This window comes from Rhodococcus sp. 21391 (assembly GCF_016772255.1).
GTDB lineage: Bacteria > Actinomycetota > Actinomycetes > Mycobacteriales > Mycobacteriaceae > Rhodococcus_F > Rhodococcus_F opacus.
Genome location: NZ_CP063781.1, coordinates 5,160,592 through 5,182,927 on the forward strand (window position 1 = coordinate 5,160,592; position 22,336 = coordinate 5,182,927).

Sequence of the window (22,336 nt, forward strand, 5' to 3'; positions counted from 1 at the left end):
CAAGTTCAATGATTAATGTTTAATTGTGATCCGCGCTACACGCGCGATCCGCTCTGTTGTCCCACGCTCGGCCAAGGAGTATCGATGACGGTCACCGCCACCGCCGGCACCATGTCGGCCACCCAACGCAAGAAGGAAGTTCGCAGGGTGATCCTGTCGAGCTACCTGGGCAGCACCATCGAGTTCTACGACTTCCTGCTCTACGCCACCGCAGCGTCCCTCGTCTTCGGTCCGGTGTTCTTCGCCGATCTGGATCCTCTGGCCGCGAGCATCGCATCGATGGGAACGTTCGCCGCCGGCTACGTCGCGCGCCCCCTGGGCGGAATCGTCTTCGGTCACTTCGGGGACACCGTCGGCCGCAAGGCCATGCTGCTGATCTCGATGACCGTCATGGGCATCGCGTCGTTCGCGATCGGGCTCATTCCGCCGCCGGAGATGATCGGGTCCTGGGCCGCGGTGATCCTCGTACTGCTCCGCGTCTGCCAGGGACTCGCCGTCGGCGGCGAATGGGGTGGCGCAGCGCTGATGTCGCTCGAGCACGCCGAATCCGGCAAGCGCGGATTCGCAGCGGCGTTCACCAACGCGGGCGCCCCCACCGGCGCGCTCCTCGGCACGCTCGCGCTGGCGGCCGTGTCGCTACTCCCCGACGAGCAGTTCCTGACGTGGGGCTGGCGCATCCCGTTCCTGATCTCGGCATTCATGCTGGCCCTCGGCCTGTTCATCCGGTCCAAGGTGTCGGAGAGCCCGCTGTTCACGGCGGCGCTGAAGGAATCCGCGAAGAAGGAGACCACCCCGCCCATCGTCACCATCCTGAAGCGGCCCCGCGCGGTCGTCGTGGCGTCGATGAGCTGCATCGCGAGCTTCGGAATGCAGACCGCATTCACCACGTTCGCCATCACCTACGCCGTGTCGAGCGGCGCCCCGCGGTCCGACGCGCTGCTGGCGTTCTCCTTCTGCCAGTTCTGTGCGATCTTCCTGGTCCTCGGATCTGCGCGACTGTCCGACCGGATCGGCCGCCGCCCAGTCATGCTCGCGGGACTCGGCGCGATGATCCTCAGCGTCTACCCACTGTTCCTGCTGCTCAGCACGGGACAGTTCCCGTTCGTCGCGCTCGCCTTCGTCGGCTACACCCTCTGCCACTCGGCCACCTACGGTCCGATGGCCGCGTTCATCTCCGAGCAGTTCGGCACCCGGGCGCGCTACACCGGAGCGTCGCTCGGATACCAGCTCGCCACCCTCATCGGCGCGGGATTCACCCCCGTCATCCTGGCGTCGCTGTTCGCCTCGTCCGGCAAGTCGATCCTCCCGGTCGGGTTGTTCATCATCGCACTGTGCGTGGTCAGCGCCGTCTTCCTCGTCGCGACGAAGGAGAGCAAGGACAACGACCTGAGCGCCGAGACTCCGTCGGCCTGACACCCCCATCCCGCCACAAGCTCGAGAGTAGCTTCGAAGAGAACGAGGAGTCACCATGGACAACGAAGGCATCGGCTCGTGGCTCGAGCGCCGCATCAAAATGACGCCGAAGAACGAGGCGCTCGTCTTCGACGGACGGGCCGTCACGTACGAAGAGATGGCCCTGCGGACCCGCCGACTCGCCCACGGCCTACGCGCCCTCGGCGTCGAGAAGGGTGACTGCGTCGGCTTCTTCGGTTTCAACGACCCCGCGGCGCTCGAGGTGATGTTCGCGGCCGGGCTGCTCGGTGCCACGTATCTCCCGCTCAACGCACGCCTCACCGCCGAGGAAGCGCGTTACGTGCTCGGCGATTCACGCTGCACCACAGTGGTCTTCGGTGATCAGCAGGCCGACGTCGCGCAGGAGCTGGCTCAGTCGGACACCCCGGTCACCACCTGGATCGGCCTATCCGACTCGTGGTCCACCCACACGTACGAGGGCGTGCGCGCCGGGCAGCCGGACACCCGCATCGACGAGCAGGTGGGCCTCGACGACCTGTCCGTGCTGATGTACTCGTCGGGCACCACCGGAGCACCGAAGGGTGTGATGCTCAGCCACGGCAACATGCTGTGGAACGCGCTGAATCAGCTCCTCGCCCAGGACATGACGTCGAAGGAACGCACACTGTCGGTGGCGCCGCTGTTCCACATCGGCGGGATCGGCGGCGCCGTCACACCGGCGCTGCTCAACGGCGGCACCGTGGTGCTGCTGCGCAAGTTCGATGCCGGCGTCGTGCTCGACACGATCGAGAAGGAACGCATCACCACGTTCTTCGCGGTCCCCACGATGATCCAGGAACTGTGGCACCATCCCCGGTTCGCGGACGCCGACCTGTCCAGTCTGCGGGCCATCTGCGTTGCGGGGGCTCCCCTGCCCGAAGCGTTGATCTCCCCGTGGCAGGACCGTGACGTCGCGATCACGCAGGCGTACGGCCTGACGGAAACCGCGCCCTCGGTGACCATGCTGTCGAGCGCGGACGTACGCACCAAGATCGGGTCCGCCGGCAAACGGACGTTCTTCACCGACGTCGACGTCGTGCGTCCGGACGGGTCGAGCGCCGAACCGCACGAGATCGGCGAGATCGTCGCCAAGGGCCCGAACGTGATGCTCGGCTACCTGAATCAGCCCGAGGCCACCGCCCGCACGATCGTCGACGGCTGGCTGCACACCGGCGACGCCGGCTACTTCGACGACGAAGGTTTCCTCTTCATCTGCGACCGCTACAAGGACATGTACATCTCGGGCGGCGAGAACGTCTACCCCGCCGAGGTCGAGGCGGCACTGCTGAGACTGGAGGGCATCCGGGAGGCGGCGGTGATCGGCGTCCCCCACGAGAAGTGGGGTGAGACCGGTATGGCCTTCGTCGTCGCCGCCGACGGCACGACACTCGACGAGGAGACGGTGCGCGTCCGGCTGCGAGAAAAGCTCGCGGGCTTCAAGATTCCCACGTTCATCCAGATCGCGGAGGCACTCCCCCGCACCGCCACCGGCAAGATCCGCAAACCTGACCTGCGCAAGCTTGCCGCTTCGCAGCCTGTGAGTACTTCTTAACCGCGGGCGGTTAACAAGTACTCACCAGCGTGCTTGCATTATGGAATGAAGCACATCGGGATCGTGTTGTTTGACGGCGTCGAGGAGTTGGACGCCGTCGGGCCGTGGGAGGTGCTGTCCGCGTGGACGCGCATGTACCCGGACGACGGATACACCGTGTCCTGCCTCTCCGCGTCGGGCGGGAGTGTGCAGTGCGCCAAGGGCCTCGTCCTGGGCGCTCATCATTCCCACGCCGACGCGCCGCCCCTCGACGTGCTGCTCCATCCCGGCGGTCAGGGCACGCGGCCACAACTGCTCGACGACGCCCATCTCGACTGGGTGCGCCGCCAGCGCGCCGTCGTTCCGTTGATGACCAGCGTGTGCACGGGTTCCCTGGTCTACGCGAAAGCCGGCCTGCTGAAAGACAGGCCGGCTACGACGCATTGGGCGTCGTTGGCGTTGCTGGCGGAGATCGATCCGACCATCGACGTGCGCCCGGACGATCGATTCGTCGACGACGGCGACGTGATCACGTCGGCCGGTGTCTCCGCGGGTATCGACATGGCACTGCACCTCGTCGCCCGCTTCGCCGGAGCGGAGCGGGCGCGCGAGGTGCGCCGCTATATCCAGTACGACCCTCGCCCCCTGTGAGTACTTGTTAACCTCCGGCGGTTAATAAGTACTCACGGGCGCGTCAGCGCACAACGGAGAGCGACACGCGGCTGGGGTAACGCTCCCCCGTGTGCACGGACTGGTGGGCGACCACGAATTCCGAGGATTCGTAGGCAGATTCGCCGGTGTTCAGGTTGCGGTCCCAGCGGGGATGGTTGCTGGACGTCACGTGGACCCGGATCCGCTCGCCGGGCTGGAAGGTGACGGCCGTGGACCACAGGTCGATCGCGTACTCGTACACCTCCCCGGGCACGAGCGGGCTCGGTTCGGCGGACGTGTACGTCCCGGGCGTCCGGTAGGAGTCACGGTAGCGGGCCCGCACCATGCCGTCGGTGAGCGTGATCGACGTGCCGTCCGCGGTCACCCGGCACAGTCGCACGACGAAATCGGTGTCGACCGCACTGGACGACGCGAACAGTGTCGCGGACACCCGGCCGACCACCGTCAACGGCTCGGTGAGTGCCTCACCGGTGAACACGAGGACGTCGTCGCGGGATTCGACGCGGCTCTGTTCCAGTGCGCCGGGCGCGAACGTTCCCGGCATCATCGTCGCCCCACCGACCGTCGGCACCGGATCCGCCGGGTCGTAGTCGTAGTCGACGCACCCGTCGGTACGCTCCGCTTCCGCGACGAGGGTTCCGCCGGGAGCCAGGAAGAATTCGGCGGTGCGCGCGGGTTCCGGGAAGCGGTCGTACGTCCGCCACCGGTTCTCGCCCATCACGAAGATCCGGACCCGGGGCATGGCGGGTTCCTCGTCGCCGAGCACCGACGCGTACCACTGCGCGTGAACCGACGACAGGTCCTGCCCCGAGTCGAGCACCGCCTGGTTCGCGGGACTGCCGAACACCACCGAGCCACCGAGCCCGGAGAAGTTGGTGTGACTCCACGGGCCCACGATCAGGTACGGCGCGGGGGCCGCACCGGAATCACTGTGCGCCAGTTGGCCGAAGTACTGGTCGAGGGTACTGTTCACGAAGATGTCGTACCACCCTCCGATGTGCAGCGAGGGGAGGTCGACCGCCCGGTCGCTCGCGCTGTCCCACAGGTCGCGGGTGGGGTGATCGATCGGGAATCCCAGCGATTCGACGATCGGCGACGCGAAGAACGCCGGGGCGTCCACGGCCATGTCGCGGACGGGCAGGATGTCCAAGAACGTGTCGCCGGACATCGCCCGGTCGATCCGCGCCCACGACGCCCACTCACGTTCCGCGCGGACGGGATCGGTCCGGGACAGTTTCGCGATCTCGGCCGGTCCGGCCGAGTAATGCCCCCACCCGAGCCGGGCACCGAATTCCACCGCGCCGCCGCGCACGAGTCCACCGGACCGCGCGTTGCCGCCTGCGGAGATGCCCGGGGCGATGCCGCGCAGGGCCGGCGGCTTCTCCTGGGCTGCACGCCACTGGGTTTCGGCGAAGTACGACCGCCCCCACATGCCCACGGCGCCGGTCGAATACGGCAGTTCGGCGGCCCACTGCACCGTGTCGTAACCGTCCGGACCTTCGTTCTCGGACGGCACGAACTCGCCGTCCGAGCCGAATCTGCCGCGGACGTCCTGCATGATGACGACGAATCCGGTGGCCGCGACGGTAACGGGGTTGAGGTAGCCCGAGTTCACGGACAGGTCGCGGCCGTACGGGGTGCGGGTGAGCAGAACCGGGAAGCGTCCGGATCCGTTCGGGCGGTACACGGTCGAGCGCAGAACCACCCCGTCCCGCATCGTCGCCTCGACGTCGTTCTCGATCAGTACATCGTGTTTCACAGGTTCGGTCACTTTCGACGGGAGTGCGGTCATTTGCCGAGGTCGGTGGTGCTGGTCCGGTAGGTTTCCCGGACCGTGAGCGTGGTGAGCGCGCTGACCAGGCAGCAGCACGCGGTGAACACGGCCACCGGAATCCAGCCGCTCGGTCCGGGCCGGACGAGCGCCGCGGCGATGGTGGGGGCGAATCCGGTGGCCACCAACGCCAGCTGCCCGGAGATCGCCATGCCCGAATACCGTATGCGCGTCTCGAACATCTCGGCGTACAGGGCGGGACCGACGGCGTTGACGAGCGAGTAGCCGGCCACCATCACGACGCATGCGGTGATCAGGATCAGGGCCGTCGAACGCTGGCTGACCGCCCAGAAGAATCCGGAGATGGCGACGGCGCAGACGAGATTGCCGGTGATGAAAATCGGCTTGCGTCCGATCCGGTCGGCGAGGATCCCCGCGGCGGGCTGGGCCACGAGCGCGAGTGCGGCGGTGAGCACGGTCGCGCCGACCATGACGGTCCGGGACACACCGGCCTCGTGGGTGCCCCACGACAGGGCGAAGGCGCTGAAGATGGTGGAGACCACCGCGAACAGGCCGCAACCCACGACCCGCAGCACGCTCGGCCAGTGGTCGCGGAAGATCACCTTCGCCGGCATTTCCTTGGGTTCGTCGGTCGACACGGCCTCCTCGAACACCTCGCTCTCCGGCAGCATCCGGCGGATGACGAGCCCGGCGAGTGCGACGAAGATGCTGAGCAGGAACGGGATACGCCATCCCCAGCTGAGGAAGGCGTCCTCGGGCAGTCCGGAGAACACGAGGACGACCAGCGATGCCAGCAGCATTCCCGCGGCGGCACCGGTGTTCACCCAGCTCGCCGCAAGCGCCCGGCGATCTGCGGGTGCGTGTTCGAGCGCCAGGGACGCGGCTCCCGCCGACTCGCCCGCCGCCGACGCACCCTGGACGGCCCGGAGCAGCACCAGCAGGATCGGCGCCGCGACGCCGATCGCTCCGTACGTCGGCAGGCAGCCGATGAGCGACGTGGCCACGCCCATCATCACGAGCGTCACCACCAGCATCCGCTTACGGCCGAGGGTGTCCCCGAAGTGGCCGAAGACGAGGGCTGCGAGAGGCCGGACGACGTACCCGATCCCGATGGTCGCCATCGACACGATGGTCCCCCAGAATGAACCGAGATCCGGGAAGAACAGGGAGTTGAACGCCAGCGCGGAGAAGGAGGCGTAGATGAAGAAGTCGTAGTACTCGAGTGTGCTGCCCACGAAGGAGGCCAGGGCTGCCCGGCGCGCGTGGGGCGACCGGACGCTCGTGTCGGCGCGTACGTCGCGGCCGTCGAATGTGGAAGTCATGTGGTTCCTACCTGAATGTGAAGGGCATCCGGGAGTTCGGAGAGGCCTCGAGGCGGGTGCGGCGCCGGGGATCGGAGTTGTCCAGGTCACATCCGATGCCGCCGAGGGAGACTCTGCCAAAGAAACCGATCACCGTCCAAGAGCAGTATCGGCACCGATTGATAAGCGATCGTTATTGCTCGTCGGGGGCGGCGTCCGACGACGGCAGCACGTCGGCGGCGAGGTCGAGAACCGTCTGCACGACGGGCGATACGGGACGGTCCGACCAGGCCAGCGCGGCCCGGACTTCGTATCGGCCGGCGTCGAGGGGAACGAGCACCACCCGATTGGGATACGTCTGAACGTCACCCGGCACGAGCGCCACACCGACCCCGGCCGCGACGAGGGCGGTCAGCACGATGCCGTCGGTGGTCTCCTGCACGATGTTCGGCGTGAACCCGACATCCCGGCACGCGGCGAGCAGATCGCGGCGGAGCGTGGATCCGGTGGCGGCGGGATTTGCGACGAACGTTTCGTCGCGCAGTTCGGCGAGGTCGATCGACTCCCGTGCGGCGAGTGGGTGATCGCTCGGGAGCAGCGCACTGAGGTACTCCACCGAGATCCGCCGCGTGAGCACATGGGGGTGGGACACCGCGTCCGAGACGATCCCGAGGTCGAGTTGCCCCTCCCAGATTTCGTCGAGGATCTGCCCACTGACCGTCGCCCCCTCGAGGACGAGATCGATCAGCGGGTACCGACGGCGCACCGACCGTGCCAGAGAAGACAATTCGGTCTGCCCGTAGGCGCCGCTGAACCCGACCCGGACGCGACCCTCGACCGCCGGATCCGCGATCACCGCGGCATCGACGGCGCGGTCGATTCCGGCGAGCGCGTCCTTGCACGGCTGCAGGAAGCGCTCCCCCGCCGCGGTGAGCCGGACCGATCGCGTGGTGCGGTCGAACAGTTTCACGCCGAGGCGCTTCTCGAGTTGCTGCACTTGCTGACTCACGGCCGGTTGCGCGATGTGCAGCACCTCGGCCGCCCGGCCGTAGTTGAGTTCCTCGGCGACCGCGACGAACGACTTCATCCAGCGGATCTCCACGACCGGTCAGTCCACCACGAACACCGTGAGACGCACCTCGCCGGGAAGGCGCTCGCCGGTGCCGACGAGGATCCGCGAGCGCAGCCACGACCACCGGCCCTCGGCGGCGGTGAGCCGCGGCGTGCAGCGGAAGTAGATGCGCTCGGGCGGCACGGCATCGCCGTCGACCAGTCGGGCAATGTCTTCGGCGGTACCCGAGCGCAGCCCGAAGTTGGTGACGTAGATACGGTCGCCGTCGTCGGTCTCGATGGCGTACTTGGCCTCGAGTTCGGTGAGCGTGGACGAGCTGAGCAGCTGGAAGTCCGCCCCGACCGGCAGCACGGTGCCCCGCAGCTCGGGGCCCTCGACCCGGCCACCGAGGATGGGGATGATGCGACGTGTTCCCTCGGGCGTGGATCCGATCTCCACCGGCTCGGCAACCTCCACGACGAACGTGGCGAGGAACGACATCCCGGGCGGGGCCGGGGCGAGGAGCTCGGTCATCGCGCCCTACTCGACGAAGGCGGGAAAGGCGATGCTCTGCAACGTGTCCCGCATCTGGTTCACCACCGTCTCGGGGATGCCCTCGAAGTAGCGTCCGTGGGCCGCGTCGACACGTGCCTTGGCGTCGTCGCGGAGCCGGCGTCCCTCGTCGGTGGCCGCGATCAGTTTGTTGCGGCGATCCGAGGGGTCGAGGGTGCGCACGACGAGTCCGCGTTCCTCGAGTTCGTCGACCAGGCCCACGATCTGACTGGGGTCGAGACCCATGGTGGCGGCCACCCCGCGCTGGTTGACGCCCTCGGCCTGCTCACACGCGAGGACCAGGACCGAGTAGGAACGCACCCGCAGCCCGGTGGGAACGAGGGCCTTGTTGACCGCGCCCAGCACCATTCCGCCGACGCGCGAGAGCAGGAACCCGATGTCATCCGATAACGCCTGCGACTCTGCCATGCGACGACCCCCTTCTGATGATTGTCGGTAGAGTAGCAGATCTTAATCATTGACATTCTCAATCATCAATGATTACGTGTGATCCAGCGAACACGACCTTAGGAGAATCACGACATGGACCTCAGCAACAAAGTCGCCGTAGTCACCGGCAGCGGACAGGGCCTCGGACTGGCCTACGCCAAGGACCTGGTGCGGCACGGCGCCGCGGTCGTGATCAACGACGTCAACCAGGCCACCGCCGACGCCGCCGTCGCCGAGATCACCGCCGCGGGCGGCCGGGCCGTCGCCGTCGTCGCCCCGGTCGGCAGCACCGAAACCGCCCAGAAGCTGGTCGCCGGCGCGGTCGACGCATTCGGACGCCTCGACGTCATGGTCACCAACGCGGGCATCCTCCGCGACAAGGTGCTGTGGAAGATGACCGACGACGACTTCGACGCCGTCATCAATGTGCACCTGCGCGGCACGTTCACCTGCGTCCGCGAAGCCGTCCTGAAGTTCCGCGAGCAGGGCGACGGTGGTCGCATCATCTGCATCGGCTCCCCCGCCGGCCAGCGCGGCAACTTCGGGCAGACCAACTACTCCGGCGCCAAGTCCGGCATCGTCGGCATGGTCCGCACCTGGGCGATGGAACTACAGCGCGCGGGCATCACCGCCAACGCCGTCTGCCCCGTCGCCGCGACCGCGATGACCGAGACCATCCCGTTCCTCGCCCCCTACATCGAAGGCATGAAGAACGGCGAGCCGCTCCCCGACATCATCCGCCGCGAGGTCGGGATGGGCACCCCCGAAGACGCCGCAGGCATCATCTCGTTCCTCGCGTCCGACGCGGCAGCCGAGATCACCGGCCAGGCCTTCGCCGTCGGCGGCGACCGCCTCGCACTGTGGTCGCACCCCGACCTGACCGCGGTCGAGTACCACGACGGTGGCTGGTCGGCCGACGACCTCGCTGCCCAGTGGGCCGGCACGTTCGGTGACGCGGTCCAGTCCGTCGGCGAGGAGTTCCCCGAGGAGCTGATGGCGAAATGAGCCGCTACGAGTACGGCATCGACTTCGACAAGATCGACGCCATCGACATCCACACCCACGTCGAGATCGACGGCTGCGGGCACCGGTCCCTCGACGACGAACTGATGGCCGCCTCGGAGAAGTACTTCAAGTCCGGCGAGGAACGCACCCCGTCCATCGACGCGATCGCCGACCACTACCGCTCCCGCAACATAGCCGCGGTCGTGTTCACCGTCGACGCGGCCTCGGCCAGCGGACACGCCGCCAACTCGGTCGAGGAGATCGCCGAGGGCGCGGCCCGCCACAACGACGTCCTGATCCCGTTCGGATCCGTCGACCCCTGGCAGGGCAAGGCCGCCGTTCGGCGCGTGCACCGGCTCGTCGACGAATACGGTGTGAAGGGGTTCAAGTTCCACCCCAGCATGCAGGGATTCGAACCGAACGACCGGCAGTTCTACCCGCTCTACGAGGCCATCACCGAGGCCGGGGTCCCCGCCCTGTTCCACACCGGTCAGACCGGGATCGGCGCCGGGCTGCCCGGCGGCCACGGCATCAAACTGCGCTACTCCGACCCGATGCTGCTCGACGACGTCGCCGCCGACTTCCCCGACCTCACCGTGATCATGGCCCACCCGTCGGTGCCGTGGGTCGACTCGCAGATCTCCATCGCCACCCACAAGGCCAACGTCTTCATCGACCTGTCCGGGTGGTCACCGAAGTACTTCCCGCCGCAGCTGGTCAAGGCCGCCAACAGCATGCTTCGCGGCAAGGTGCTGTTCGGCTCCGACTTCCCCGTCATCCAGGTCGACCGCTGGATGAAGGACTTCGAGAACCTCGACATCAAACCCGAGGTCGCGCCGCTGATCTTCAAGCAGAACGCGCTGCGCGTCCTCGGCATCAAACACTGAACCCGGCCTCACCGAACCACCAGGAGACTTATCGTGACCACCGCAACCACCACCCGCGTCGCCACCCTGGCCGACCTCGCCGCACTCGAGGGCCAGCCGCTGGGCACCAGCTCGTGGATCGACATCCCCCAGCAGCGGATCAACACGTTCGCCGACGCCACCGACGATCACCAGTGGATTCACGTCGACCCCGACCGCGCCACGGCGGAGAGCCCGTTCGGCGGGCCCATCGCCCACGGCTACCTCACGTTGTCGCTGATCATCCCCATGTGGGACGAGGTACTGACCGTCGACAGCGTCACCATGGCCGTCAATTACGGTCTCAACAAGGTCCGATTCACCAACCCCGTGCCCGCGGAAGGACGCGTCCGCCTCAACGCGACGCTGCAGTCCGTCGAGGCACTGCCCAAGGGCGGCGTCCAGGTGACCGTCGCCGGGCAGATCGAACTCGAGGGCAGCGAGCGTCCCGCGGTAGTCGTCGAGGCCGTGTACCGCTTCTTCGAGTGACCCACCCGTGAGTACTTGTCAACCGCCCGCGGTTGACAAGTACTCACAGGCGTTACTCGGGAGCCTGATCGTCGGGCTCGAGCTGTTCCGCCTGCTTCCGCTCGGACGCGTTTCCCGCGATTCCCTTCGCCTCACGCTCGGCCACCAGCCGGTCTTCCATGTCGTCGACGAGGTCTGCGATCCGCTGGTGCTCGGGGAGGTGCTGATCGTGTCGATCCGAATTCGCCTTCATCACGCTCCTTCCGCTGTGTGCGAACGTGCCGCAAATCCTGCGACTTCCGGACGCACAATTCGAACTGTACGCCGCGGGCCCGGCCGAAGCGGGCATTCGCGGCGGCACGAACTGGACGCCCGTCTTTCACGCTCTTCTCGCCGTCGGCGAAAGCTGTTGCCGAACACCGCCTTACGAGCGCTCAGTACTCCAATGTCGCACTGCGCAACCTCATTTCGCCTTCGATGCGGGCCCTCCACCGCTGCCGGCAGGCGATGAATTCGATGCACAATCGACACCGTCTTGCGAGTACCTGCAGCCGGCACCTCGTACTCTGGACCGGGTACCACCCGAAGGAGGACCGATATGCCAGCAGTCACCACACCTCACGTCTATGTTCATCGTGCCGGCGATCGGCTGAAAACCAAGATTTCCTGGTTGGATTCGAAACATTCGTTCTCCTTCGGCCAGCACTACGACCCCGACAACACGCACCACGGGCTGCTCCTCGTGAACAACGACGACACCGTGCTCCCCGGTCAGGGATTCGACACGCATCCGCACAAGGACATGGAGATCGTCACGTGGGTGCTGCGCGGCTCGCTCGTGCATCAGGATTCGATCGGCCACTCCGGCATCATCTATCCCGGCCTTGCGCAACGCATGAGCGCAGGCAAGGGCATCATGCATTCAGAAAAGAACGACAGCTGGCGCCTCGAGGGTGAGCAGCACCACGAGCCGGTGCACTTCGTCCAGATGTGGGTGGTACCCGACGAAGCCGGCCTCACTCCGAGTTACGAACAACTCGAGATCGAGGACGAGATCCTCGAGGGCGGGCTGGTGCCTGTTGCGTCCGGAATGCCGGAATACAGGGACAATTCGGCGATCCGGATCAACAACAAGCACGCGGCCCTGCATGTCGCGCGACTCTTCCCCGGCGCACCGGTGACACTTCCCGAAGCGCCGTTCCTCCACGTCTTCGTCGCCCGGGGCACCGCCGAGATGGAGGGCGTCGGCACCCTGTACGAGGGCGACGCCGTCCGGCTGAGCGCCTCCGGTGGCCAGCAGGTCTCCTCGCACTCCGGCGCCGAGGTCCTCGTCTGGGAGATGCACGCCCGCCTCGGCGGCTGAGTTCCCGGCAAGTTCACAGTCCTACAGCGTCGGCGCCAGCGAGGCCACCACCACGGACGACGGCACCTACCTGCGCGGCGCCCAGACCACGGACGCGAACGGCATCGCCCAGTTCACCACGGTCTTCCCCGGCTGGTACATCAGCCGGACCACCCACATCCACCTCGAGGTGCACATCGACAAGAAGACGGTGCTCACCACCCAGCTGTTCTTCGACGAGTCCCTACTCGACGACGTGTACGCGACCGCGCCGTACTCCGATCACACCGGACGCGAGAACAACGTGAACAACTCCACCGACAGCATCTACGACGACGGCCTGCTGACCGTCGCCGAGCAGTTTGTTTCGCCCTGAGCGCAGTGGTGGACCTCCCGGCGCGGAACGGTGTAAGGATGGAACGCATGACCACGGCTCAGCGCTCCGGCATCGACCTCACTCACCTCGACAACGACACCCGCGCCCAGGACGACCTGTTCGTCCACGTGAACGGCAAGTGGATCGACGACTACGAGATTCCCGCGGACCGGGCGATCGACGGCGCGTTCCGCACGCTGTACGACAAGGCCGAGGTCGACGTCCAGACCATCATCGAGGAGGCGGCGGACTCCGGCGCGGCGCCGGGGACCGACGCGCAGCGCATCGGCGACCTGTACGGCAGCTTCATGGACGCGGACGTCGTCGAGGCCGCGGGGCTCGCACCGATCGCCGGTGAGCTCGCCGACGTGGCCTCGGCCGCCGACCTCTCCGCGCTCGCCGCCGTCATCGGCCGCCAGCAGCGCACCGGGGTCGGCGGAGCCGTCGGCCACTATGTCGACACGGACGCCAAGAATTCCGAGCGTTACCTCGTCCACTTCAGCCAGTCGGGCATCGGCCTGCCCGACGAGTCGTACTACCGCCAGGACGACCACGCGGAGATCCGCGCGGCGTATGTGAAGCACATCGCCAAGATGTTCGTCCTCGCCGGCGTCGACTACGACGCGCAGCGCGTGTTCGACCTGGAAACCAAGATCGCGGCCGGTCATTGGGACGTCGTGAAGCGTCGCGACGCCGAGCTGAGCTACAACCTGCTCACCCTCGACCAGCTCCCCGCCGGATTGGACTGGTCGGCGTGGATCGGCGCACTCGGCGGCACGTCCGAGCAGTTCGCCGAGATCGTGGTCCGCCAGCCCGACTTCCTCACCACCCTGACCGAGCTGTGGACGTCCGAGGACCTCGACGACTGGAAGGCGTGGGCGACGTGGAACGTCATCCGCTCCCGCGCCCCGTACCTCACGCAGGCCCTGGTCGACGAGAACTTCGCGTTCTACGGAAAGACGCTGACCGGCGCCGAGGAGATCCGTGAGCGCTGGAAGCGCGGCGTGTCCCTGGTGCAGGATCTGCTGGGCGAGGCCGTCGGCAAGCTCTACGTCGAACGCCACTTCCCGGCCGACGCGAAGGCCCGCATGCAGGAACTGGTCGCCAACCTGCAGGAGGCGTACCGGCGCAACATCTCCGACCTGGACTGGATGAGCCCCGAAACGCGGCAGGCGGCTCTGCGCAAGCTGGAGAAGTTCACGCCCAAGATCGGCTACCCCGACAAGTGGCGGGACTACTCGGCCGTCACCATCTCCCGCGACGACCTGGTCGGCAACTACCGCAGCGGCTACGCGGCGGAGTACGACCGCGACCTCGCGAAGCTCGGTGGCCCCGTCGACCGCGACGAGTGGTTCATGACACCGCAGACGGTCAACGCCTACTACAACCCGGGCATGAACGAAATCGTCTTTCCCGCAGCCATTCTGCAGCCGCCGTTCTTCGACGCCGCAGCCGACGACGCCGCCAACTACGGCGGAATCGGTGCCGTCATCGGTCACGAGATCGGCCACGGCTTCGACGATCAGGGCGCCAAGTACGACGGCGACGGCAACATGGTCGACTGGTGGACCGACGACGACCGGACCGAGTTCGGCAAGCGCACGAAGGCGTTGATCGAGCAGTACAACGAGTTCGAGCCGAAGGCGCTGCCCGGCCACACCGTGAACGGTGAGTTCACCATCGGTGAGAACATCGGCGACCTCGGTGGCCTGTCCATCGCCATCGCGGCGTACCGGATCGCCACGGAAGGGTCCGAGCCCGAGGTTCTCGACGGCCTCACCGGTCTCCAGCGGGTGTTCTTCGGCTGGGCGCAGGTGTGGCGCACCAAGGCCCGGGACGCCGAGGCGCTCCGCCGGCTGGCCGTCGACCCGCACTCGCCGCCGGAGTTCCGCTGCAACGGCGTGGTCCGCAACCTCGACACGTTCCACGACGCGTTCGACGTCCAGCCGGGTGACGCCCTGTATCTGGATCCGGAGGAGCGCGTCAAGATCTGGTAGCGACTACCGCAGACGGTCACCCGTCGCCGCGGAGAAGAAGTACACCTCGCCGGGTTTCGGCTGCAGGTGCACCCTCTCCCCCGCGGCGACGGTGCGCGTGCGGTCCACCCGCACCACCACCTTCCCGGATGTGCCGGACGCGTACACGAAGGACTCCGCCCCGAGTTCCTCGAGCTGGTCGGTTTCGACCGTGTACGAGTCCTTGCGCCACGACCCCACCAGTGTCCACGACTCCGGGCGCACCCCGACGATCACGGAACCGTCCCCGATCGCCGAGCGCGGCACGGGAATACGCAGGTCGCCCAGTTCGGCGACGCCGTCGCGGATCGGGGTGTCCATGAGGTTCATCCCGGGTGAGCCGATGAACCCCGCGACGAACGTGTTGACCGGGTTGTCGTAGAGATCGCGGGGCCGGGCGACCTGCTGGAGGCGCCCGCCCTGCATCACCGCAACCCGGTCGCCCATCGTCATGGCCTCCACCTGGTCGTGGGTGACGTACACGGTGGTCGTACCGAGCCTGCGCTGCAGGCCCGCGATCTGCGAGCGGGTGCTCACCCGCAGCTTGGCGTCGAGGTTGCTCAGCGGTTCGTCCATGCAGAACACCTTCGGGTGCCGCACGATCGCCCGGCCCATCGCGACCCGTTGACGTTGCCCGCCGGACAGTTTCGCCGGTTTGCGATCCAGCAGCGGTTCGAGTTCGAGCATCCGCGCCGCTTCCAGCACCCGGGCGGTGCGTTCCACCTTCCCGACGCCGGCGTTGCGGAGCGCGAAACCCATGTTGTCGGCGACGGTCATGTTCGGGTAGAGCGCGTAACTCTGGAACACCATGGCCACGTCCCGCGCCCGGGGTGGCAGCGCGGTGACGTCGGTGCCACCGATCTCGATGCGGCCCGCCTCGACGGCTTCGAGGCCGGCCAGCATCCGCAGGCTGGTCGACTTACCGCACCCGGACGGACCCACCAGGACGAGGAACTCGCCGTCCGCGATGTCGAGGTCCAGCCGATCGACCGCGGGTCGATCGGCTCCGGAATAGCGGTGGGTGACGCCTGCGAACTGCACGTGGGCCATGGATGTTCCTTCTCCTCCTACTGGGGCAGCTTGGGTGTGATCTGGCGGTCGATGATCTGCTGGAGTTGCGTCCCGACGCCGGCGAACGTCGTCGCCACGTCCGCGTTCTGCAGCGCGATCTGTTCGAGTCCGGTGCCGATGATCTGGTCGCCGCCGGGCACGAACACACGGGCGTAGTCCTGCGACCGGGTCTTCGCGAGCTGGTCGACGGCGGTGCGCGCGTTGGGGTTCGCGTCGAGGTACGCCTTCATGCTCGGGTCCTCGACAGCGGACTTGCGGACGGGCATGTACCCGACGTTCCGGGAGAAGTAGGCGGTGTTCTCACCGTTCGTCACGAAGTCGATGAACGTCAGCGCGTTCTTCTTGCGCTCGTCGGAGATCCGCGCCGGAATCGCGAGGCCCGCGCCGCCGGTCGGGCAGCCCGGGGCGCCCGACGCGGGGAGGAACGCGGTGCCGAAGTCGAACGCGGCCGACTTGGTGATTCCCGACAGGTCACCGGTCGAGGCGATGGTCGACGCGAGTATGCCCGCACCGAACTCGTTGGCGATGTCGCTCGACACCGCCGCGTACTTCTTCGTGTGGATCATGTCCTTCAGGAACGTCCCCGCGGCGAGCGTTGTCTCGTCGCCGAACTTCAGGTCCCACTGGTCCGAGTACGCCCCGCCGAACGTCCAGACCGGTCCCTCGAACGTCCAGCCCAGGTAGTTCTTGGCGTCACCCCAGCCGTGGGCCAGCTTGCCGCCGCCCATCACCCGCTGCAGTTCGGGACCCCACTCGTCGAACTCCTGCCAGGTGGCGGGCCCGCGATCGGGCAGGCCGGCCTGCGCCCACACCTGCTTGTTGTAGTAGAACAGCGGCGTCGACCGCGCATACGGGAGGGCGTAGTGCGTGCCCTCGAACAGGTAGTCGGCGAGCAGCGAGTCGACGTAGTCGGAGGAGTCGACGCCGACCTCGCCGAACAGTCCGTCGAGCGGTTCGATGGCACCGGTCAGCGCGTAGTTGAACCACCAGACGTCCGACAGGACCAGGACGTCGGGCAGTTCGCCGCCCGACAGGGCCGCGTTGAACTTCTGCGACACCTCCTCGTAGTTCTTTCCGCCGTCGACGAGGTTCACGGTGAGGTCGGGGTGTTTCGCCTGGAACCGGTTGATCAGTTCACGTTCGACGTCCTGGGATTTGCCGGGGTGGTTGGACCAGAACGTGATGGTGTTCGCGTCGCCCGCCGCACCGGACGTCGCCGACGAGCCCGACCCCGACCCGGCGCACGCCGTCAGCGCGGCACCGGCGGCCACCGTGCCCGCCAGCCCGAGGAATCCTCGACGGTTCATCCGATTCATGTCTCTCCTCGTTCTCCGTTATCCCTTGACCGCACCCGATGTGAGGCCCTTGATCATGTGCCGTTGCAGCACAAGGAAAACCGCGAGAATCGGCAGCATCGTGAGTACCGTTCCCGCCATGACCGGGCCCCAGTTGGTGAGCCCGTCGTTGTTCTGGAGTTGGGTCAGCCCGATCGGCAGCGGCGCGACGGAGGCGTCGTCGGCCATCAGGAACGGCCACAGGTATTCGTTCCACTCGGTGACGACGGTGATGATCGCGAACGCCACCATGGTGGGGCCCGACACCGGCAGGACCACCCGCCACAGCAGCCGGAAGTGGCCTGCGCCGTCCATCCGGGCGGCCTCGATGATCTCGGTGGGTATCGACAGGAAGTGGTTGCGCATGAGGAACGTTCCGAACGCGACTCCGGCGAGCGGAACGATGATGCCGTGAAAGCTGTTCCGCCAGCCCCATTCGGCGACGAGTGCGTAGTTGGAGATGACCGTGATCTGGTTGGGCACCATCAACGCGGCGATGATGCCGAGGAACACGAGGTTCTTGCCCGGGAACCGCAGGAACACCAGCCCGTAGGCGCTGAACACGCCGAGCGCGAACTTCACGACGGCCAGCACCCCGGTGATGATCACCGAGTTCCGCAGGAACGTCCAGAACGGCACCGAGGTGGTGGCCTCGGAGTAGTTCTCGGGATGAAAGGTGCCGGGCCACCAGGTCACCGGCAGGGTGTAAACGTCCGGACGATCCTTGAAGGACGTCATCACGATCCAGTACAGCGGCAGGGCCACCATGACCAGCACCGCCACCATCGCGGCGTACCCCAGGGCCGTCACAAGGGCCTCCCGGCGTCGATGGTCACGGGCCGCGTCTGCCGTCACCGGCACTTCCGTGCTGCGCTGATCGCGCACGGTGTCCGCGGTCACCGGACCTCACCTCGATCCATGATCCGCACCTGGTAGACGGTGATCCCGAGCAGGACCAGGAACATGATCGTGGCCACGGTGGCGCCGTAGCCGGCACGGAAGTTGCGGAACGACTCGTTGTAGACCTGGTAGACCATCGTGGTGGTTCCGGTACCGAGTGGACCGCCCCGGGTCATCACGTTGATGATGTCGAACACCTGAAGGGAGCCCAGCATCACCGTGATCGAGAGGAAGTAGGTGGTTGGACGCAACTGCGGGAGGACGACCCGTCGGAACGTCGTCCACCGGCCCGCCCCGTCGATCTCCGCGGCCTCGGTCAACTCGCGCCGCGTACCCTGCAGTGCCGCAAGGTAGATCACGAACGTGTAGCCGAGGTTCTTCCACATGTAGGTGACCGTCACCATGAACAGCGCCCAGTGCGGATCCTGATAGAAGTCGGGGACGGAGTCGACTCCGGCACGGTGCAGGAGATCCTGGATCAGCCCGAAACGGGGATCGAACACGAACTGGAACGCCACGCCGATCGCGGCACCCGAGATGACGAACGGCGCGAAGATCGCCGAGCGGACGAGGTTGCGGCCGTGCAGGTTACGGTCCAGCAGCACGGCAAGCGCGAGTCCGGCGACCATCGATCCGACCACGGTCGCGACAGTGAACACGACGGTGTTCCCGACGATCTGCCAGGTGTCGGGCCGGCTCCACCATTCGCGGTAGTTGTCCCAGCCGACGAACGTGGCGACGGGGTCGGCGATGTTCCAGTCGAAGAACGACAGCCGGATGTTGTCGACCAGTGGCCGGTAGGTGAACAGAACGAGCAGAACCAGATTGGGACCCACCAGCGCTGCGAACAGCGCGTAGTCCCGCCACGGACGCCCGAGCAATCCCTGCTTTCCCGACGACGGCAGGGCACGTTGCGGACTCGATCTCACTGCGGCAGTCTGACGACCGTGTACGAATAGCCGGTAAATTGCCGTAGCCCGCACATTGAACTGTGCGGGCTACGGGGAGAACTGGTCAGATCAGGGTCAGCGGTTCCAGTCGCCGAGACCGTCGGAGCCGCTCAGCACGCCGCCTGCGGTGTTCTGCACGACCACGGCATCGCCCTTCTTCGAGTTCTCGTAGAACCACTTGGCGTCGTCGGTGCTCACGTTGAGGCAGCCGTGGCTGACGTTGGTGTTGCCCTGGGCGTCCACCGACCACGGTGCGGCGTGGACGAAGATGCCGCTGTACGACATGCGGGTGGCGTACTCGACGTACGTGCGGTACCCCTCGGCCGAGTCGACCGGGACACCGTACGTGGACGAGTCCATGTACATGTCACGGAACTTGTCGCCGATGATGTAGGTGCCGTTCGGCGTCTCGTGATCGGTCTTACCCATCGACGTCGGCATGGTCTTGACCACTTCGCCGTTCCGGGTGACGGTGATCTGCTTGGTGTTGTCGTCCGCGGTCGCCACCAGCGCGTCGCCGATGGTGAACGTGGAGTGCGAATCGCCGGCGTCCACGGTGACCTCGGTGTTCGCGGGCCAGAACTCGGTGGGCTTCCACCGCACCTGGCTGTCGTTGATCCAGTAGAAACCGCCCTCGACCGGCTGGCTGGTGGTGACCTTGATGGCACGCTCGGCGGCGGCGCGGTCGCCGATCGCCTCGTTGAAGCGGATGATCACCGGTTGCGCGACACCCACGACCTCGCCCGCACCCGGGTTGAGGGACGGGGCCGAGAAGTTCGCGGGCGCGGGTGCCGGTTCGGGAAGCGGCAGCTGCGGCGCGCCGGGCAGACCGGGCAGGGTGGGAAGACTCGGAATCTCCGGTCCACCGGGAAAGAGCGGTGCGGCCTGTGCGGCCCCGACCAGCGCAGTTCCGGACACGACGGCCCCGGTCAGTGCGACAGCGACGCGCGCAGACCAGTGCTTGTTCCTGGAAAAACCGATTCCTGACTTGCCCATATGACCACTCTCGTTCGACGACGTGTGCAACGCGCGTCCCCGACGGACCTACCAATCGCGCACTGCCATTAACACACATCATCCGGCCGCGAGCAATTTGCCCGCAATCGTTGCCGCTCCGCGGCCTGCGGGCGGGTGGTGTCACCTAGTGGTCAAGAAGCGCTCACGATCAGGTATCGGCGCGGGCGGCGGCGAGCATGCTCTCGATGGTGATCAGCTTGGTGCGCGTCCGACCGGCAGCCTTGCCCCCGGCACGTTCGGTCTTGTCGATGCGCTGCCAGCCCTGGTAGTCGACGGCGTCGGGCGCACGCTCGGCGATCAGGCGGTCGAGAGCCTCACGTTCGGTGGGCGCGTCGAGGCGACCGGCGGAGAAATCGTCGATCAGCATCTTGACCGTCTCCGCGGAGCAGTACTTGTTGGTGCCGATCACGCCCGTCGGCCCGCGCTTGATCCAGCCCGCCACGTACACGCCGGGCACGGGTGTGCCGGTCTCCGGATCGATCACCCGGCCGTTCTCGTTGGGGATGACACCGCGCCGGTCGTCGAAGGGGATGCCGGCCACGGGTTGACCGCGGTAACCGATCGAGCGCAGCACCAGGCCCGTGTCCAGCGTCGAGGTGACGTCGGACGGTTTGGCGCTGAGCCGTCCGGACGCGTCCGCGACCATCTCGTTCTTCGCGATGCGCACCGATTCGACGGCGTCGGTGCCGAGAATCTCCACGGGCGACGTCAGGAACCGCAATACGATCCGCTTCTTCGCCGGATCGGCGGTGCGCCGGGCGAACTCCTCGACCTGCCGCACCTTGTGGCGCTGCGACGGCTCGGCCTCGTCGCCGTCGACGAACGCGCGGCTTGCCGGGTCGAGCACCGCTTCGTCCGGGTCGACCACGATGTCCACGTCCGGCATCAGCCCGAGCGCGAGGAGCTCGGGGTTGGTGTAGGCGGCCTGAACGGGGCCGCGGCGGCCGAGAATGACGACCTCGCGGATGTTGCTCGCCCGCAGCGCCTCGAGGGCGTGGTCCGCGAGGTCCGTCTTGGCCAGGATCTCCGGATCGGTGACGAGGATGCGGGCCACGTCGAGTGCCACGTTGCCGTTGCCGACGATGACGGCCCGCTCCCCCGACAGGTCGAACGTGTGGTCGGCGTAGTCGGGGTGACCGTTGTACCAGGCCACGAACTCGGTGGCGGCGTGGCTGCCGACGAGATCCTCGCCGGGAATGCCCAGCGTGCGGTCGCCTGCCGCGCCGACCGCGTAGATGACGGCGTGGTGGTGCGCGAGCAGTTCCTCGTGGCTCACGTCCCGGCCCACTTCCACGTTGAAGTGGCAGTGCACCGTGCGCTTGCCGACGACCGAACGGAACTGGTCCGTGACACCCTTGGTGCCCGGATGGTCCGGCGCGACCCCGGCGCGCACCAGCCCGTACGGGGTAGGAAGCCGGTCGAAGATGTCGACCTCGACGCGCGGTTTCGCGGTCAGTTCCATCGCGGCGTAGCAGGCGGCCGGACCCGACCCGACGATCGCGACGTGGAGCGTGCCGAGGGCTGCGTCGATCTGCGGCAGCGCGAGCGGCTCGGGCCAGTCGGGGCCGATGGGGTGCTTGGTGTAGTACTGCGCGTTGATGTCGAGGTACGGCTCGTCGACCTCGTCGAGGTCGTTCTCCGCGTAGATGGCCTCCACCGGGCACTCCTCGACGCAGGCCCCGCAGTCGATGCAGGTGTCCGGGTCGATGTACAGCATTTCCGTGGTAGCGAACGGCTTCTCGTCCGGTGTGGGATGGATGCAGTTGACCGGACAGACATCGACGCACGAGGCGTCGTTGCAGCACGGCTGCGTGATCACATAAGTCACGGTTCTCCCCTACCTGAGTACGCGCAGTCCGACGTCGGGACGTGACACCAGACTATAACGTGTTCCAATTTTGCGCGAGAACCGTCCGCTGTGTCAGACCGCGTCGCCCGGCTCCACACGGAATCCGACCTTGACCGTGACCTGGTAGTGCGCGATCGCGCCGTTCTCGACGTGGCCCCGGGTCTCGACGACCTCGAACCACTCGACGTTGCGCACGGTCTCGTTGGTCCGAGCGATGGCGTTCTCGATGGCCGCGTCGGTGCTGTCGCTCGACGAACCGACGACCTCGACAACTCGGTACACGTGATCACTCATCAGGATTCC

21 protein-coding genes and 1 pseudogene are annotated in these 22,336 nt (G+C 66.9%); 9 read left to right on the forward strand and 13 right to left on the reverse strand.

Going from position 1 to position 22,336, the window contains the following annotated elements; all coding sequences use genetic code 11:
• The first annotated feature begins 84 nt into the window (after window positions 1–84).
• From couT to GO592_RS23985, 3 genes are read left to right on the forward strand one after another with little or no spacing between them, the layout of a single operon-like run.
• Window positions 85–1,413, forward strand: coding sequence for a p-hydroxycinnamate MFS transporter (couT, locus tag GO592_RS23975; RefSeq protein WP_007299241.1), 1,329 nt, complete (start codon window positions 85–87; stop codon window positions 1,411–1,413).
• A gap of 55 nt (window positions 1,414–1,468) precedes the next feature.
• Complete coding sequence (couL, locus tag GO592_RS23980; RefSeq protein ID WP_007299242.1) at window positions 1,469–3,004, forward strand: p-hydroxycinnamoyl-CoA synthetase; 1,536 nt, start codon at window positions 1,469–1,471, stop codon at window positions 3,002–3,004.
• A 45-nt stretch (window positions 3,005–3,049) separates the two neighbouring features.
• Complete coding sequence (locus GO592_RS23985) at window positions 3,050–3,634, forward strand: DJ-1/PfpI family protein (protein WP_005571416.1); 585 nt, start codon at window positions 3,050–3,052, stop codon at window positions 3,632–3,634.
• Window positions 3,635–3,677: 43 nt separating this feature from the next.
• Here GO592_RS23985 and GO592_RS23990 read toward each other — a convergent pair whose 3' ends face one another.
• The 5 genes from GO592_RS23990 to couR all read right to left on the reverse strand — a co-directional run bounded on the left by GO592_RS23990 (window position 3,678) and on the right by couR (window position 8,780).
• A complete protein-coding gene (locus GO592_RS23990; RefSeq protein WP_007299243.1) occupies window positions 3,678–5,447 on the reverse strand; it encodes a CocE/NonD family hydrolase in 1,770 nt (589 codons plus the stop codon).
• The gene (locus GO592_RS23995) at window positions 5,444–6,769 is read right to left on the reverse strand and encodes an MFS transporter (protein WP_007299244.1); all 1,326 of its coding nucleotides are present in this window, start codon (window positions 6,767–6,769) and stop codon (window positions 5,444–5,446) included. Before GO592_RS23995 ends, GO592_RS23990 begins: the two co-directional genes overlap by 4 nt.
• Window positions 6,770–6,941: 172 nt before the next feature.
• Window positions 6,942–7,850, reverse strand: coding sequence for a LysR family transcriptional regulator (locus GO592_RS24000; RefSeq protein ID WP_007299245.1), 909 nt, complete (start codon window positions 7,848–7,850; stop codon window positions 6,942–6,944).
• 6 nt (window positions 7,851–7,856) lie between these two features.
• The gene (locus GO592_RS24005; RefSeq protein ID WP_007299246.1) at window positions 7,857–8,333 is read right to left on the reverse strand and encodes a DUF3237 domain-containing protein; all 477 of its coding nucleotides are present in this window, start codon (window positions 8,331–8,333) and stop codon (window positions 7,857–7,859) included.
• Between the two features lie 6 nt (window positions 8,334–8,339).
• Window positions 8,340–8,780, reverse strand: coding sequence for a MarR family transcriptional repressor CouR (gene couR, locus GO592_RS24010; protein WP_007299247.1), 441 nt, complete (start codon window positions 8,778–8,780; stop codon window positions 8,340–8,342).
• A 114-nt stretch (window positions 8,781–8,894) separates the two neighbouring features.
• Between couR and couN the strand changes: the two genes are divergently transcribed.
• The 3 genes from couN to couM are packed head-to-tail and all read left to right on the forward strand — an operon-like array spanning window position 8,895 to window position 11,200.
• Window positions 8,895–9,806: a 4-hydroxyphenyl-beta-hydroxyacyl-CoA dehydrogenase gene (gene couN / locus GO592_RS24015; protein ID WP_007299248.1), complete on the forward strand. Its 912-nt coding sequence runs from the start codon at window positions 8,895–8,897 to the stop codon at window positions 9,804–9,806.
• Window positions 9,803–10,693: a 4-hydroxyphenyl-beta-ketoacyl-CoA hydrolase gene (couO, locus tag GO592_RS24020; RefSeq protein WP_007299249.1), complete on the forward strand. Its 891-nt coding sequence runs from the start codon at window positions 9,803–9,805 to the stop codon at window positions 10,691–10,693. Before couN ends, couO begins: the two co-directional genes overlap by 4 nt.
• A gap of 33 nt (window positions 10,694–10,726) precedes the next feature.
• Entirely contained in the window at window positions 10,727–11,200 is a 474-nt protein-coding gene (gene couM / locus GO592_RS24025) for a p-hydroxycinnamoyl-CoA hydratase (protein ID WP_007299250.1), read from the forward strand.
• Between the two features lie 52 nt (window positions 11,201–11,252).
• On the opposite strand, the gene GO592_RS24030 is transcribed toward couM, so the two are convergent.
• On the reverse strand, window positions 11,253–11,432 hold the full coding sequence (locus GO592_RS24030; RefSeq protein WP_005253084.1) for a hypothetical protein: 180 nt from the start codon (window positions 11,430–11,432) through the stop codon (window positions 11,253–11,255).
• A gap of 345 nt (window positions 11,433–11,777) precedes the next feature.
• On the opposite strand from GO592_RS24030, the gene GO592_RS24035 reads away from it, so the two are divergent.
• The 3 genes and pseudogenes from GO592_RS24035 to GO592_RS24045 all read left to right on the forward strand — a co-directional run bounded on the left by GO592_RS24035 (window position 11,778) and on the right by GO592_RS24045 (window position 14,894).
• The gene (locus GO592_RS24035) at window positions 11,778–12,542 is read left to right on the forward strand and encodes a pirin family protein (RefSeq protein WP_007299251.1); all 765 of its coding nucleotides are present in this window, start codon (window positions 11,778–11,780) and stop codon (window positions 12,540–12,542) included.
• Between the two features lie 10 nt (window positions 12,543–12,552).
• Window positions 12,553–12,897 (forward strand): annotated as a pseudogene (locus tag GO592_RS24040) (protocatechuate dioxygenase); the annotation flags it as partial.
• 47 nt (window positions 12,898–12,944) lie between these two features.
• A complete protein-coding gene (locus tag GO592_RS24045) occupies window positions 12,945–14,894 on the forward strand; it encodes a M13 family metallopeptidase (RefSeq protein WP_007299253.1) in 1,950 nt (649 codons plus the stop codon).
• A gap of 3 nt (window positions 14,895–14,897) precedes the next feature.
• Here the strand turns inward: GO592_RS24045 and GO592_RS24050 are convergent, their stop codons facing one another.
• The 7 genes from GO592_RS24050 to GO592_RS24080 form a co-directional block, all read right to left on the reverse strand.
• On the reverse strand, window positions 14,898–15,962 hold the full coding sequence (locus GO592_RS24050) for an ABC transporter ATP-binding protein (RefSeq protein WP_005566792.1): 1,065 nt from the start codon (window positions 15,960–15,962) through the stop codon (window positions 14,898–14,900).
• Window positions 15,963–15,979: 17 nt separating this feature from the next.
• On the reverse strand, window positions 15,980–17,299 hold the full coding sequence (locus GO592_RS24055; RefSeq protein ID WP_007299254.1) for an ABC transporter substrate-binding protein: 1,320 nt from the start codon (window positions 17,297–17,299) through the stop codon (window positions 15,980–15,982).
• Between the two features lie 18 nt (window positions 17,300–17,317).
• A complete protein-coding gene (locus GO592_RS24060) occupies window positions 17,318–18,217 on the reverse strand; it encodes a carbohydrate ABC transporter permease (protein ID WP_007299255.1) in 900 nt (299 codons plus the stop codon).
• Window positions 18,214–19,146, reverse strand: a complete 933-nt coding sequence (locus GO592_RS24065) for a carbohydrate ABC transporter permease (protein WP_039952190.1) — start codon at window positions 19,144–19,146, stop codon at window positions 18,214–18,216. Before GO592_RS24065 ends, GO592_RS24060 begins: the two co-directional genes overlap by 4 nt.
• 96 nt (window positions 19,147–19,242) lie before the next feature.
• Window positions 19,243–20,163, reverse strand: a complete 921-nt coding sequence (locus tag GO592_RS24070) for a L,D-transpeptidase (protein ID WP_007299256.1) — start codon at window positions 20,161–20,163, stop codon at window positions 19,243–19,245.
• A 169-nt stretch (window positions 20,164–20,332) separates the two neighbouring features.
• The gene (locus GO592_RS24075; RefSeq protein ID WP_039952192.1) at window positions 20,333–22,012 is read right to left on the reverse strand and encodes an FAD-dependent oxidoreductase; all 1,680 of its coding nucleotides are present in this window, start codon (window positions 22,010–22,012) and stop codon (window positions 20,333–20,335) included.
• Window positions 22,013–22,105: 93 nt separating this feature from the next.
• On the reverse strand, window positions 22,106–22,327 hold the full coding sequence (locus tag GO592_RS24080; protein ID WP_005253074.1) for a dodecin: 222 nt from the start codon (window positions 22,325–22,327) through the stop codon (window positions 22,106–22,108).
• Between the last annotated feature and the right edge of the window lie 9 nt (window positions 22,328–22,336).